14 protein-coding genes and 2 pseudogenes are annotated in these 13,692 nt (G+C 39.6%); 9 read left to right on the top strand and 7 right to left on the bottom strand.

Translation table 11 applies throughout. The features are described 5' to 3' along the window. Position 1: 1 nt before the first annotated feature. The 4 genes from LP107_RS12080 (at position 2) to LP107_RS12065 (ending at position 1,754) form a co-directional block, all read left to right on the top strand. Complete coding sequence (locus LP107_RS12080; RefSeq protein ID WP_078275070.1) at positions 2-760, top strand: sulfite exporter TauE/SafE family protein; 759 nt, start codon at positions 2-4, stop codon at positions 758-760. Positions 761-785: 25 nt separating this feature from the next. Continuing rightward, the gene (locus tag LP107_RS12075) at positions 786-983 is read left to right on the top strand and encodes a hypothetical protein (RefSeq protein WP_228157714.1); all 198 of its coding nucleotides are present in this window, start codon (positions 786-788) and stop codon (positions 981-983) included. A 326-nt stretch (positions 984-1,309) separates the two neighbouring features. After that, entirely contained in the window at positions 1,310-1,606 is a 297-nt protein-coding gene (locus tag LP107_RS12070; protein WP_078275071.1) for a hypothetical protein, read from the top strand. After that, entirely contained in the window at positions 1,578-1,754 is a 177-nt protein-coding gene (locus LP107_RS12065) for a barstar family protein (protein WP_158079709.1), read from the top strand. Before LP107_RS12070 ends, LP107_RS12065 begins: the two co-directional genes overlap by 29 nt. Before the next feature lie 37 nt (positions 1,755-1,791). On the opposite strand, the gene rtcR is transcribed toward LP107_RS12065, so the two are convergent. Together rtcR and LP107_RS12055 are read right to left on the bottom strand one after the other, a co-directional pair. Further along, positions 1,792-3,378 (bottom strand): RNA repair transcriptional activator RtcR, encoded by a 1,587-nt coding sequence (gene rtcR, locus LP107_RS12060; protein WP_078275072.1) that lies wholly within the window; start codon positions 3,376-3,378, stop codon positions 1,792-1,794. A gap of 2 nt (positions 3,379-3,380) precedes the next feature. Then, positions 3,381-3,539 (bottom strand): hypothetical protein, encoded by a 159-nt coding sequence (locus tag LP107_RS12055; protein ID WP_158079710.1) that lies wholly within the window; start codon positions 3,537-3,539, stop codon positions 3,381-3,383. A gap of 460 nt (positions 3,540-3,999) precedes the next feature. Here LP107_RS12055 and LP107_RS12050 point away from each other — a divergent pair, with 460 nt between their 5' ends. Next, positions 4,000-5,580 carry a vWA domain-containing protein gene (locus tag LP107_RS12050; RefSeq protein ID WP_078275073.1) on the top strand — a complete coding sequence of 527 codons (1,581 nt, stop codon included), beginning with the start codon at positions 4,000-4,002 and terminating at the stop codon, positions 5,578-5,580. Between the two features lie 127 nt (positions 5,581-5,707). On the opposite strand, the gene LP107_RS12045 is transcribed toward LP107_RS12050, so the two are convergent. The 4 genes from LP107_RS12045 to LP107_RS12030 all read right to left on the bottom strand — a co-directional run bounded on the left by LP107_RS12045 (position 5,708) and on the right by LP107_RS12030 (position 7,872). Continuing rightward, a complete protein-coding gene (locus LP107_RS12045; protein WP_078275074.1) occupies positions 5,708-6,337 on the bottom strand; it encodes a hypothetical protein in 630 nt (209 codons plus the stop codon). Beyond that, positions 6,334-7,044 carry a hypothetical protein gene (locus tag LP107_RS12040; RefSeq protein WP_112742660.1) on the bottom strand — a complete coding sequence of 237 codons (711 nt, stop codon included), beginning with the start codon at positions 7,042-7,044 and terminating at the stop codon, positions 6,334-6,336. Before LP107_RS12040 ends, LP107_RS12045 begins: the two co-directional genes overlap by 4 nt. Before the next feature lie 11 nt (positions 7,045-7,055). Next, a complete protein-coding gene (locus tag LP107_RS12035; protein ID WP_112742659.1) occupies positions 7,056-7,403 on the bottom strand; it encodes a Mor transcription activator family protein in 348 nt (115 codons plus the stop codon). 196 nt (positions 7,404-7,599) lie between these two features. Then, positions 7,600-7,872, bottom strand: a complete 273-nt coding sequence (locus tag LP107_RS12030; RefSeq protein WP_112742658.1) for a hypothetical protein — start codon at positions 7,870-7,872, stop codon at positions 7,600-7,602. 1,371 nt (positions 7,873-9,243) lie between these two features. On the opposite strand from LP107_RS12030, the gene LP107_RS12025 reads away from it, so the two are divergent. Then, positions 9,244-10,152 carry a hypothetical protein gene (locus LP107_RS12025; RefSeq protein ID WP_112742657.1) on the top strand — a complete coding sequence of 303 codons (909 nt, stop codon included), beginning with the start codon at positions 9,244-9,246 and terminating at the stop codon, positions 10,150-10,152. A 443-nt stretch (positions 10,153-10,595) separates the two neighbouring features. On the opposite strand, the pseudogene LP107_RS14510 reads toward LP107_RS12025, so the two are convergent. Further along, positions 10,596-11,373, bottom strand: a pseudogene (locus LP107_RS14510) (IS30 family transposase). Between the two features lie 162 nt (positions 11,374-11,535). Here LP107_RS14510 and LP107_RS14355 point away from each other — a divergent pair. From LP107_RS14355 to LP107_RS12000, 3 genes and pseudogenes are all read left to right on the top strand, one after another. Continuing rightward, a pseudogene (locus tag LP107_RS14355) lies at positions 11,536-12,363 on the top strand (IS630 family transposase); the annotation flags it as partial. 77 nt (positions 12,364-12,440) lie between these two features. After that, positions 12,441-12,899, top strand: a complete 459-nt coding sequence (locus tag LP107_RS12005; RefSeq protein ID WP_078275076.1) for a zinc-dependent metalloprotease family protein — start codon at positions 12,441-12,443, stop codon at positions 12,897-12,899. A gap of 4 nt (positions 12,900-12,903) precedes the next feature. Beyond that, complete coding sequence (locus tag LP107_RS12000; protein WP_264676085.1) at positions 12,904-13,500, top strand: hypothetical protein; 597 nt, start codon at positions 12,904-12,906, stop codon at positions 13,498-13,500. Positions 13,501-13,692 lie beyond the last annotated feature (192 nt).

The following is a 13,692-nucleotide window of genomic DNA, read 5'->3' as shown; positions in this document are numbered from 1 at the left end:
TATGAAATTTGAACTCTGGCTTATTCCATTATTTATCATTGCAAGCCTACTACACGGCATTGCGGGTATGGGCTTTCCGCTGATTACCATTGGGGCGTTGTCGGGGGTCTATGGGCTGACTTCTGCCATTGTCCTTGTTCTTGTACCAACGGCGGTGCTTAATCTGATTGCGTGGGTCGGTGGCTCAGGCGGTGTATGGCACAACGCCACTTTTTATCTTAAAAAATATTGGTCGCTGGTCGTGGTGTCCATTCTTGGCAGTGCGTTGGGGGCGTATTTGCTTCTGGTGGTTAATTCTGCTTATCTGATGCTTGCCTTGGCGGTGGTGGTGCTGTGGTATGCCACAACGAGTCTGATGGGTAAAAAAATCGTCCTACCCAACACCACCACATCGCTTGTGGTGATTGGCTTTGTGGCAGGCGTGGTCGGCGGGGCAACCAATGCGATGTCGTCCGTGCTTTTGATGTATCTACTTTCAATGACCGATGATAAGGACACGATTATCAAAGTTGGGAATTTGTGTTATTTTGTCAATAAATTGGTACAAGCCATTGTTTTAAAAGAAGTTTTATTAGAAGTGCCTACCCAAACTTGGACGATGATAATCGGCTTAACCGTGCTGTCGGTGCTTGGCATTGTCATCGGGGCAAGGCTTGGCAAACGCCTGCCGTCCGCCAAATTTCGCACACTTATCCTGTGGGTGCTGGTCGGACTTGGGGTGAAGGTTGGTTGGCAGGGTGTGCAGGGGGTGTTGGGGTGATTTGTGATAATGATTGGATAAAGCTATGAACGCCATTCAAAAAGAAAAAATTACACAGTTAATTAATGAACTTGTGGGTGGTAATCATAGCGAAGAGCGGGGTAATGAAATACATCATGAACTTGATAAATTGATTATTGACCCAAAATGGAGTGGTTATATCTTTTGGAGTAATGATTATATTGACTCAGATGGTGGTTTTATTGCCCATAAATTTTTTTGAAAAAATTCAAGAATACCAGCTGTCCGATGAGTGCCAAAGAAATCAATATGTGATTTCTTTGGTAAATGATTTATTAAAAAAATTTTTCAAGAAAAATCAGAAACCCAAATTGTTAATGAATTAAATAGCCTATTGCCAAATACGGATTGGATTGATTATTTATTTGTCAGTAAAATTTGTATTGATAAAAACAATGAGTTATACGAACATAATTTTATCAATTTGGTTTTTGGTTGATTTTTAATTGATAAGGCAAACACTTTAATTTTTGGTTTTTGTGTTTCTTTTTGTTAGTGAAGAATGTTTGCTGTAAAATGGAGCATTACATGAAAGTTTTATTGGAAGAATATTTTATCAATGATGAAAGTGGGATTTCTCATGATAAATTATTGTATCACATAAATAAGATGATAAAACAACAACAAAAGTGCTGGATTAATTATTCAGAACAAGAAAAATATGAGTGGCTAAGGGCTTGTTATTATTATAATAGAAAACATCATAAATACAACCAAACCATTCACATTTCTGGCAAAGACATACAAAGCAAAAATTCATTTTTATGTTATTTTTCTGAACAATTGGTGGGTATTGGTGGGTATTGGTGGGTATTTTGGTTCTGACTTAGATGGATTTGATGATTGTTTTGATATTTTTGGCGTTAAGGATATTACTGTCTATTGGTGTGATTTTAATGAAAGTAATTTTAAAGAAAAAGACATCATTGTTGATATTTTAAAAGAAAGAAAATTAAATGTGGTTCTTTGTTGATTTGTAAGGTGCGTATTACGCACCTTACACCCCCAAATTACCCCTTAATCTCCCCCCAACTCACCCCAAACTTCCTCAAATATTTCCTTAATCTATCGCTATCATTACCACTTGCCTTATCCAGCCGTGAATGATTAAACAATGCCCGTCCTGCACTTGCCATCGTGGGGTGGGATTGGCAAAGTTTAATGACATTTAATAATTGCATTTTATCAAATTCATCTAAATGTTGGGCATTGATTTTATTTAACAATTCGGGGTTAATATTAATATTGGACTTTTTGTCAAGTTGATTATCATCGTCCGCCCATAATTCTTTTAAACGCCCAATTTCATCATTAACCAATTTTTCATTGATTTTGCCATCATTTGCCAAAGTCGCAAGGCGTAAAATACTCGCCGATAAATCCCGAAAATTGCCCCGCCAAACCGCCCCATCACTCATACAAAACGCCAAATACCGCTCATACGCCTCCTTGCCAAACCGCACTTTCCGCCCAAGCTCAAAGCCTGCAATGTCAAGCTGATAGGCGATGTTGGGGGCGATGTCTTCCTTGCGGTTTTTTAGGGCGGGCAGGGTGTATTGCCAAACATTGATACGGGCGTACAAATCTTCCCGAAATGTTCCCGCCCGCACACACGCTTTCAAATCCTTATTTGTCCCTGCAATGAGCCAAAAATCGCTGTGTACAGGCGTATCCGATCCCATCGGATAAAAGCGTTTGTCTTCCAACGCAGTCAAAAGCATCGCCTGTTCGTCCGCCCCAAGCTCGCCAATCTCGTCCAAAAACAGCACGCCCTGATGAGCGGTCAAAAGATAGCCGTCCCGTGCCGTCATCGCCCCCGTAAACGCCCCTTTTTTATGCCCAAACAGAGCCGAATACGCCATATCGCCCCGCAAAGTTGCACAATTGACTTCCACAAACCGCCCCGCCACCAAATGCCGAGCCTTTTTAAGCTCATAAATTCGCCGTGCCAGTTGCGATTTGCCCGCCCCAGTCGCCCCCATAATCAGCATGGGCGACTTTGAACCCATCGCCACTTGTTCAATTTGCCCGATTAGGGCGTTAAAGGTGGGGTTTTTGGTGGCAATGTCGGTTTTCAAAAACCGCACCGCATCGTCCTTGACCTTGCTTAGGCGACTGGCTAGGGCATCATAACGAGCCAAATCCAAATCAATCGTCTCCACTTGGCAAGGGCTGTCTTTGGGCGGAGCGGTCTGCAAAAGTAGGCTTGGAATTTGGCGGCTTTCCACCAATAAAAACAGGCAAATCTGGGCAACGTGCGTGCCTGTGGTAATGTGGGTAAAATAATTTTCTTGTTCAATATCAAAAGGATAGCTGTCCGCCCAACTTGCTAATTTTTCATACACTTCGCCAAAATCCCACGGATTGTCAAGGGGTATATCCACCAAATTGACCGTGATTTCTGGGCGAATCTCCTTAATGTCCGCCACCACTTGCTCGGCAAGTGCCAGATATTTTGGCGAAATAAACAGCTCCACACGGTCAAACGCCATTACCCTATGCACATTGACATTCGGTCGCCATTTGGCGTGCCGTCTTTGGCTAAATCCATCGTCCAGCACCGTACCCAAAAAGCCAAGCATGACCGATTTTTTCATTATTAATCTTCCAAATCTTTGTTAAATTCACACGCACTTTCAATAATGGCTTCGTTCATTTCTTCAACACTCGCCCCTGTTGTGGCGGTTAAAATGCCAAAAACATCATCAAAACGCCCTTGATTTTGGGTTGTGATTTTATCATTTTCTAAATTTTCCATTAAAATTACCTAGAATAAAAAAATATAAATCTATCTAATATTATAGATTTTTCCCAAAATTTTTACAAGCCAATACTAAAATTTCTCCAATGTTAAAATTTTAATCCATTAAAAATCAATTACTTAAAAACTATTTTTCCCAAAATTTCCCAAGTTGGCACAAGATTTGGATAATGATAAATACGGGCACGCTGTCATACAGGGGGCGACGCTACCAAAAACGATTGGGTCTTGGGTAGTCTGGGTAAAACTGGGTGTTGTTCGCAAGCGGGGGTCTTGGTACGGTTGCAGATGCAGGTACTGGCTATGGCAAATGGTCTACTACTGGCGCGCGTTTCCAATAAGACTGCTCGGCTGTACGACTAAAAATGGCAGTAACAGCACAGATGCGGGTTCGAATCCCGTCGTGTCCACCAAATTTTTCTATCTTTTTGTATAACTTCATAAATGGAGATTGGTTATGAACACCAACATTTTTAACCCCCAAACCACCAACCACCAAGGGGGCAAGGCGTACGAGTTAAGCCCCAAACAAGCCCTTGCTCAGCTTGTGTGTACGGGGACTTTTAACCAGACTTTTTATGTCACAGGGGGCGAGCAGATTGGCGAAGTCATTGATTTGGCACACAAAATTGACAACGCATTTTTGGCAAAACTTGCCCTATACGCCCGTCAGCACGCCTTGATGAAAGACACGCCCGTTGTGCTTTTGGCGATTTTGTGCGTTAAGGCGGACGGTCAGCCCTTTGCCAAAGCCATTTTTAAGGACATTGTCAATAATGGCAAACAGCTTAGAAACTTTGTTCAGGTAATGCGGGGCGGGGCGGTTGGGCGTAAAAGTTTGGGTAATTTTGCCAAAAATTTGGTGAATGAGTGGTTACTTACCGCTAGCGACAGACAATTTATTAACGCCAATATCGGCAATAAACCCACCCTAAGAGATGTCATTCGCCTAAGCCACCCAAAACCTTTTGATGACAAGAGCGAAGCCCTTATCAAATGGGCGTTGCAAAAAGACTTTAATTACAATCACTTACCGCCCCTTGCTCGCTCGCTCCTTGACTTTCAAAAGGACAACCAACAGCCCTTGCCCGACTTGCCCATTGAGTGGCTGATGTCGCTTGATTTGACAACGGAGCATTGGGCAGGCCTTGCCAAACAAGGCTCGTGGCAAATGGTGCGAATGAATTTAAACACCTTTGTCCGTCACGGCGTGTTTGGCGTGGACGGTATGGCGCAAATGCTGGCGGATAAATTAGCGGACGAGCAGGCGGTCAAACACGCCCGTGCCTTTCCCTATCAGCTTTACGCCACTTGGCAGGCTCTGGGCGATGATGTTCCTGCCGTCATCAAAAACGCCCTAAAAACGGCGATGAGCCACGCCCTTGCCAATGTGCCACGCCTTGACGGGCAAATCGCCATCGGCGTAGATGTGTCAGGCTCTATGCACTCGCCCGTAATGGGCTATCGGCGTGGGGCGACATCGCAGGTGCGGTGCATTGATGTGGCAAGTTTGTTTGCGTCTGCGATGAAGGTTGCCAACCCCACAGCGATGATTATGCCCTTTGATACCCGTTTGCACCAAGTGATTGATTTTAATGATAATATTAGTCAAATCACAGGCAAAAAACCTTTTAGTGTACGCCTAAAATCCGCCTTTGGCAAAGCGGACACCGCCCAAACACCGCCTGCCGTTGATGTGCTTGCCTTAGCCGAACGGCTTGCCAAGTTTGGCGGGGGCGGAACACACACCGCCTTACCGCTTGCCGAATTAAATCGCCAAAAAGCAAAGATTGATGTGATGATTTATTTTTCGGACAATGAATCGTGGGCGGACGAGCAGTCTGGGCGTGGCACACAAATGATGAAAGAATGGCGAATTTTAAAAAAGCGTTGCCCTAATGCCAAGCTAATATGCGTGGATTTACAGCCTTATACCTCTTCCCAAGCCAAAAATGGCAATGATGTGTTAAATGTTGGTGGATTTGGCGATAATGTCTTTAAGGTCATTGAAGCGTTTTGTTGTTACGCAACACGATAAAACTATCAAATGTTTGCAATAAAACAAACAAAATTTTTCTTTCACTTGGTGTAAAGGCATTTCAATTTATTTATGACACAAAACAAAAAACACCTTTAATTTTTTACATTAAAGGTGTTTTTTTCACTTAAATTTCAGGCTTAATTGTTATTGAACTCATCTCATCAATAACCCCTTGTAATTCATCAATCCGATTTTGGCATGAACTAATTTTCTCCTTTAATGATAAAATTAGTTCATATCTTTCACTAATGCTTGGTAAATCATCATTCCCCCATTCGTCGCCTATTTCGGTATTGATAATGTGCATGGTTTTTTCATACACCACATCAGGTATTAACCAACATAACATTTGCCTTGTTTCTGTGCTATTGCTTGGTGTGATTATGTTTTTATGGCTACGAAAAGCATTAAACAACCATTCAAATCTTTGATTATTCTTGCACCACTCAAAGTCTTTAAGACTTCTTTCATTCATTGCCTTAAATCCATTGTGCTTTTCTTGCATTTCTTTATCAGAAAATTCAGGTTGCAATAGGCTTTGAGCAATGTTTTTGGTGTAGTTATTTGCTTCTTGTGCAATAGATTCTTTCAGCAATACACCAAAATCCGCACGGTTTACAGGCATCATTTCAAGTTCTTTGATTTGCATTTCATAGCTTGATTTTTCTTGATTCAACTGCTTTAATTCATCGTGCCATTTTTGAATTTCGTTTTTAATTTTAGCAATATCATTTTTAATGGTTGATTTGCTCATAGAGTAGCCCCTTGTTTTAAACATTCACGCACCGCCACTTCATAACTTACGCCGTATTGGGCTTGGTAAGCTAACGCTTTTTGGTGCAACTGATAGGATTGGTTATTGCTGTTTCTTTTTGAAAAATTAGCAGTATTTGCTTGCTCACGCATCACCGAAATAACTGCTGTTTCATAATCAGTATTAAAAGCATTCATCCACGACAAAGCATTTTCATGAATGGTATTGCCAGCATTAAAATTATGGGTATTTACCAATGCTGTTACACAGTTTTGCACAAAAGAATGCTCTGAAAAACTAAGCACTTCCATGCCTTTTACCGCAGGTCTTTTGACAAAAGCGACATGGTCTAGCCACAAATCATCACCCACTTTCATAAAGCCAGCTGATACCGCCTTATATTGCCCACTTTTTACCAAATTGATAAGCTCACGATTAACCCACGCCACCGCATACAATCGCCCATTATCCAATTCAAGGCTAGACACATAACCATAGCTTTGATGGCGTGTTGGGTCATTATCAGCTTTGCTTTGGGGATGTTCAAGATATAAGGGTGTTTGTTGATTACCATGATTTGCCAGTTGATTAAATCGTGTTACCAGTTTATTAAATAGCGTATCAGAAAAAGTATGTTCATTGCCGTTACTGTCTGTATGCACGCCCGTTCTTGAAATTTGAAAGCGTTTTACTTCTAAGTTATTCATTGTTTGCCACCTTATAAAGCTCCAAAGTTTTCATTATTTTGCTTGCGTCTTTCTGCTCGTGCCTTTGAGAGTTTTTTATAGACGGATTGACAGGTCTTTTGATATTTTTGGGCAATTTGATGAATACTAAGCCCTCTGTCTTGGTCTATCAGCATTTGCCGACCTTCTTCGTCCGCCTGCCCAACAACACCTTTTTTAAAATAGATGTTGCAACCACCAAAAACCTTTTGCAGGCATTCATACAATCGCATTGCCACACCATCACAATCATTGGCGACTAGCTTCTCATTTTTTAAAAATTCTGAGATTGCCATCACCATTTCGTACTGCTGTTCATCTTGTGCATTGATTTTGCTCATAAAACACCTTAAAAAGTGATAAATAAAATAACAAAAAAATCAAGCAGACCTAAAAGGCTTGCCAAATTTTTAAAAACATTTTACAAAAACAGGCGACAAACTCTCCATGAAAACGTTTTAAGAAAATACTTTAAAAACAAAAACCGCCCAAAAGTATTTTTAGGCGGTTTTAATCAAAGGATTGCAACGATATTGACTAGGACTCTTGGGCTTCTAGGGTGCTGGTCATCATGTCCGATAGCATACCCAAAGTGTTTAATAGGGCATCACTGCATTTATCGTTATTGATACGAGCATAGCTACTAAATGCAAGCAAAGTATCACGCACATTCAAAAGGTGATTGTAGGCTTCGTCGTTAAGTAGCCATTGCCCATTTTGCCAAACACAGCTTGGCTTTGGTCTGATGGGGTGTTGACTGGTGCTATTAAAATTAGGATTGCCAGAATGGGAATGATTGGAAGTGGTCATAGGGATTACCTTTTCTGTTGTATCGTAAAATACCGCTCTATATTTCTCACGTATAGGGCGATGGATAAAGGACAAGGGTGAGAAACTGGCACAACAGACACCAGCCGAGCATAAGCCCGCCTTGCCCCTTATCCACCATAAAAAGAAAAGGTATAAAAGGGGTGCAAACAAAAAACCGCTTATCATTACATAAAGCAATCATTGTAGACTGCGATAATGACAAATACGGCTTGCTAGCCTGTTGTTAATACTCAGCTTCTCACGGCTGGCTACTGATTTTGCAGTAACACAATCATTATGCTAATTTTATGGGACATTGTCAAGCATTTTTTACTTTTTGATTCAAATTTTCTCAAACAGGTTTAAAAAATCACCGTCTAAAAGCGAAAACCGTTTTCGCTTTTCCCCATTTTGGGCTATAATACATCCGCCAACAAGTGCAACGGTTGGTTTCATTTAAGCGTTCTCGCTACCGCCCCAAAGCCTTGATGTTTAAGGCTTTGGGGCGGTTTTTTATTGGCAAATCGGAAAACGTTTTCCGATTTAAAAGATTGTCCAAAATGCACGACAGCGTGCATTTTAAGAGGCTAACGTCAAAATGAAATAGCCTTTCAAAGGTAACGATGTCGTTACCTTTGAAACAGCGTTTCAAAAATCAAACCACTTATAAAAACGACGCCAGCGTCGCTTTTGCTCAGCATTTTATCAAAACGGACGACATCGTCCGATTTATAAAAATCCCACTGGCGGAACTTTTCTAACATTTCAAATATGACGCTGGCGTCACTTTTACCCAAAAATCCCGATGTCGGGATTTTTGCTATTGGTTGATAATTTTGATGACTGTTTCGCAGATGTCTGCAAACATAAAAGACAAGCTTTATTATACTCTTTTTTTATTGAATGTTGGTTCAACTCTCAACAATGCTAATGAAGGCGGTTATGACCATTTTTGACCGCTATTTTAAATGTTTAAAATGGACGCTGGCGTCCATTTTATGTAATTATTGTTCTTATCTGATTTTTTTAAAACGCTGTTTCAAATGTCCCGCCAGCGGGACATTTGAAAGACTGTTTCATTTTCTAAATTACCCGACGTCGGGTAATTTATAGAAGTGATAACCGCTACCAGTCTTAAATGTACCGCCAGTGGCACATTTAAAAGCTAACGATGGTCAAAAGCAATGCCAGCATTACCTTATTGAATTAATCCAAAAACAGAGATAAAACGACGACATCGTCGCTTTTGTCCAATATTTTCAAATGTGTCGACATCGGCACTTTTTAAACCTTTTGCCACTTTATCCATCTTGTGCCATTTCTTAAAAATTGCTATGATAAATTTCAAATTAGCAACCACCAGGCACTACAATGACCTTACCTAACGCCTACTCATTGGATTTACAAAAAGTCATCAATCCCAAAGACGCTGATATTGCGTATCAGGCTGGCAAGATTGCAAGCCAAAAGAATTTTACTTGCCCTTTGTGTGGCATAGCGGTAACTTGTGTCAATCTATCCAAACCTAAAAACGAACGCAAAGTAGAGCCACACTTTCGCTCAGTAGAAAATCACAAGATTGATTGCAAGTTAGGCAGACAAGAAAACCTTGCCAAGATTACCCGTAACCAATCAGATAATGACAGTCATTATCAAAATGTGCAAAGTGGTGAAATCCTATTTGACCTAACAGAACCAGCACCAAAAAAGCAGTACGATGATGACTTAGACCGTAACTCTTTGCAATCAATCAAAAGACACAGCCCAAAACAGAATAATAACACCCACAAAAGAAAAGTAAATAGCAGACAAAGACTGTCTGTTATTGTGTCTGCTTTTTTAAATCAAGAGAACTATCTTTTGACTTTGCCAATACCCTTTCAAGAAAGAAAGGGTTTACAAGACATTTTTATTGAAATAGCAGGGCAAGATTTATCAGAGCTTGAAGATGATTGCTGGCGTATTTATTATGGCAAGGCTTGGATAAACGAGATAAACAGTGGCGATTTTCTTATTAGATTTGCCGATACATTGAGTGATAAGGATTTGTTAAGTCTCAAAGAAAGTGCTGGATGTGCCATAAGACCAACAATATTTATTTCAAAGGAATTGATTGAAAGGACAGAACTAACCAGGTTTAGCATAGAAAATATCAGAAAGTTGGTTAGTAAAAAACCACATCAAGTCTTTATTATGGCTCATAAGCCAGCACTCAACCAAACCAAAAAGTATATTAACTTTATGCTGGAAGGCTTGGCATGTTTAGAGATTTTGGATTGATTTATTTTCCTTAAATAAAACCCCATAGTATTTATACTGCCTTATGTGCTAAAATAAGGAAGGTATATAAGGCGAATGATGACACCCACCTTTTCTCATCTCAAAAAAGTTTTTGACCTGTCAATTTGTTTCACCTAGTGTAACGCTCTTTCAAATACCCTATCCCACATCATACCTTATCATTTCGAATTATCCCATTTATTGCAGAGAGTGTGGTTAATTTATTGTGGTGGGGTTTATTTTGTGCTCAAAATCAAAATAAGGATTTTTGGGTAAATAAAATTGATAAGATTGCATTAAACATTTAAGTTGTTTTAATAAAATTCCATTGGCGAAAAGTTATAATTTATAAACTTCAAAACGATATGGGATTTACCATTAAACCGTACGGGCGAATTGCAATTCGCTCGTACAAATCCGTACCCAATTTAACCCTTGAATCATCAAACTAACTGCAACACCTTTTGATAATAGACCTCATAAGGTGTTCGCCAATTTAAACATTTTCTAGGTCGCAGATTGAGTTTGGCGACCTTTGTTTGTATGTATTGATTGTCCCACTGGTTAATATCAGACCCTTTGGGGAAATATTCTGTTAATAACCCATTGGTGTTTTCATTGCTTCCTCTTTGCCAAGGCTGTCTTGGTGGTGGAAAGTGGATGGTTGCTTTTAAGTGGTCTGTTATTTTTCGATGTTTGGCAAATTCTTTCCCTCTATCTGGTGTGATTGTATGCACAGGCTGATTCACTAAGGCATTGATGATGGCTTGACTGACCAAGGTTGCTTTTTTGGCTTTGACGGTTGTGCAAATTAAAAAACGACTACATCTATCTACCAAAGTAACAAAACAAGCCTTGATACAAACCCCGATAGATGGTTGCATAACTCACCGTTATTTGGCTACCTTCAAGGGCTAAGCGATGCTGTATTTGCTCAGGCGACCATTGATGGTTAAATAGCTTGTCTTGTACCAAGTTAAATACATACGGATTGGTGAGCTTTAAGCTCGGGCGACAGGCTTGTCTTCTTGTTTGGTAAAGACAAGTTGCTTTGATTGCCAAATAATTGTCAACACCGCCATTTCTCTTGATTTCACGGCAAATGGTGGACTTGGCTCTGTTTAATTGTTTGGCAATTATACCCATAGATTTACCCAAAGATAACAAAACCATTATCTTTTCACGCTCATCTATGCTAAGATGTTTGTAAGAAGTGTTCATGCTCTTTAATGCTTTATTTTGTGTGGTGACTTAATAATACATTAAATTGATGAACGCTTCTTTATGTTATTTGGTGTTGCGGTTGGGTTGTATAACCAACAAACCTTAAAACAACACCAATTATCCCCATATCTCCATCACCATTCACCAATCACTACTTATATGGCTTATTCACTAGAAATCAGACAAAAAGCCTTGGCTTATGATGACAAATGCAAGAACATTGACCTTGTTATAGAAGCTTTTGGTGTATCAAGACACACCGTGTTTCGTTGGAGACGACAACTTAAAGAAACAGGCAATTTGTCTTGTAAAAAACCCACCAACAGACCCAGAAAGTTTGACAGAAAAGAGCTTCTTGCTTAGGTAGAAGCAAATCCTGACAAATACCTACGTGAAATTGGTGAAGTATTTGGGTGTAGTGATATGGCAATCCATAAAGCACTCAAAGCAATGAACATTACTCTTAAAAAAAAGACCACAACTTATAAAGAGCAAGACCCAAACAAAGTCAAAGACTTCCAAGACAAATTAACACAACTACAAGCTACGTCCAAACAAGGTTACGAGCTTGTCTATATAGATGAGACAGGCATTGATACTTACTTGCACCGTACTCATGCAAGAAGCCTAAAAGGTCAAAGAGCCTATGATAAAGTCAGTGGCAGACGCTATCAACGAGTCTCCTTAGTGGCAGGACAAATAGGGGGCAAAGCCAAAAACCTGATTGCTCCACTCATCTACAACAATACAATGACAAGTGCTTTGTTTGAAACGTGGTTTGAACAAATGCTACTGCCTTGTCTTAACAATCACACCAAACAAACAGGCAAGCCTTGTATCATCATCTTAGACAATGCAAGATTTCACAGAATGAAACACTTGCAAGCGCTTATCAATAACATACCATACAAACACATCATCTTACCATTACCACCTTACTCACCCAAGCTAAACCCAATAGAGCAAACTTGGGCAACGATTAAGAGATGACTTAGAAGTCATTTGTCAGAGTTTGATACAATCGAAGAAGGTTTGAAGTGTTATTTTGGGGTTTGGTGGGTATAATGCAAGACTTGGTTGGGTTGCACAGATTATTACTATCAGGAATAAAAGAATATGCTGATAGCAAAAATTATCAAAAACATACACATCTTATATTTAGTGATTATGCCATTGCTGGATTTGATAGTCAATTGGCAGGGATTGCTCAAAAGCATGAAGTAACCGATGGTTACAACGCTTGTCATACAGACAGAGTATGCAATCATTGGGGAAATGTCTGTGTGCTATTTAATCAAAGTGATACTCATACACTCATTCACGAACTGGGGCATAGTTTTGGGTTATCGCATACTTTTGAAGATGAGGTAGGATTAATCTTCTCACAAGGTTATACTGACAGCATCATGGACTATGAACATACCAAAAATGGCGATGGTAATTTACATAAAGGCACTCAATGGTCTCTTTTTAAACATCATTGGGATATTATGAACAATGACAACAACCTTGAATGGAAGTAACTTTATGAAATTCACCCATTTATTATGTATTTTTGCGTTTTGTGTTTATTCACAAATAAGTTACGCTGGTCGTTATCTCCCTATATTTTTAACTGATTTGGAGCTTGTAGAACGCATTGAAAAATATGATGATAAAAATTTTATTGAATATGGCTTAATAAGCGGTTCAAATTATTATTTTGATGAGCATTATGTGTCACCTGATATCCCTTTTAGTGTTGGGCTACGATACTTTTTTCTTGGATATTTTGAACACTCAAAGGTGGTAAATAGTGGCGGTCGTATTCCGCAGGAGTTTTCATTGTTTTATGATAAAGACCCTGAGGAGCATCTAATATTTGATTTTGAAAAAGACAGAGTTATTACCTTAATTAAGATTGCTACCGATAACGAGAAAGAGGCTGAGGTTATTTTTTATAAACTATATCGTGATTTTTTAAGTCAAACCAAGCAAGAATGTTATGACTATTGGTGCTATATTGGCTCCCAATATATTTATGACGATATTATTATTAATTTTCACGGTAGATTACAGGGGCATGATAAAGATGTCAATACTGGAATTTATTGGATTGATATTAGAAGGAGGTCAGAGCGATGATTATGCTCACTCTTTAAATAGCAATGGACTAAAATACACAACGACATCAATTTAACCAAATCCATCGGAGTAGCCAAATGAGATATCTTAAACTGTTTATCATACCACTTATGGCACTGTGTTTTAATGTGGCATTTGCAGGCCCACCAGAGTGTTATAAGGGCAGAGCATTGTTTGAAAATAGAGAAGCTT

The sequence above is a fragment of the Moraxella bovis genome, from assembly GCF_025985205.1.
GTDB classification, from domain to species: Bacteria; Pseudomonadota; Gammaproteobacteria; order Pseudomonadales; family Moraxellaceae; genus Moraxella; species Moraxella bovis.
Note: the sequence above shows the minus strand (reverse complement) of the source record. Positions and strands in the feature narration are given on the sequence as shown.

Coding starts and splice junctions, on each gene's coding strand:
- LP107_RS12050 (WP_078275073.1), top strand. CDS start 4,000: ATGAACACCAACATTTTTAACCCCCAAACCACCAACCACCAAGGGGGC.
- LP107_RS12075 (WP_228157714.1), top strand. CDS start 786: ATGAACGCCATTCAAAAAGAAAAAATTACACAGTTAATTAATGAACTT.
- LP107_RS12055 (WP_158079710.1), bottom strand. CDS start 3,539: ATGGAAAATTTAGAAAATGATAAAATCACAACCCAAAATCAAGGGCGT.
- rtcR (WP_078275072.1), bottom strand. CDS start 3,378: ATGAAAAAATCGGTCATGCTTGGCTTTTTGGGTACGGTGCTGGACGAT.
- LP107_RS12045 (WP_078275074.1), bottom strand. CDS start 6,337: ATGAGCAAATCAACCATTAAAAATGATATTGCTAAAATTAAAAACGAA.
- LP107_RS12005 (WP_078275076.1), top strand. CDS start 12,441: ATGCAAGACTTGGTTGGGTTGCACAGATTATTACTATCAGGAATAAAA.
- LP107_RS12070 (WP_078275071.1), top strand. CDS start 1,310: ATGAAAGTTTTATTGGAAGAATATTTTATCAATGATGAAAGTGGGATT.
- LP107_RS12030 (WP_112742658.1), bottom strand. CDS start 7,872: ATGACCACTTCCAATCATTCCCATTCTGGCAATCCTAATTTTAATAGC.
- LP107_RS12040 (WP_112742660.1), bottom strand. CDS start 7,044: ATGAATAACTTAGAAGTAAAACGCTTTCAAATTTCAAGAACGGGCGTG.
- LP107_RS12025 (WP_112742657.1), top strand. CDS start 9,244: ATGACCTTACCTAACGCCTACTCATTGGATTTACAAAAAGTCATCAAT.
- LP107_RS12035 (WP_112742659.1), bottom strand. CDS start 7,403: ATGAGCAAAATCAATGCACAAGATGAACAGCAGTACGAAATGGTGATG.
- LP107_RS12000 (WP_264676085.1), top strand. CDS start 12,904: ATGAAATTCACCCATTTATTATGTATTTTTGCGTTTTGTGTTTATTCA.
- LP107_RS12080 (WP_078275070.1), top strand. CDS start 2: ATGAAATTTGAACTCTGGCTTATTCCATTATTTATCATTGCAAGCCTA.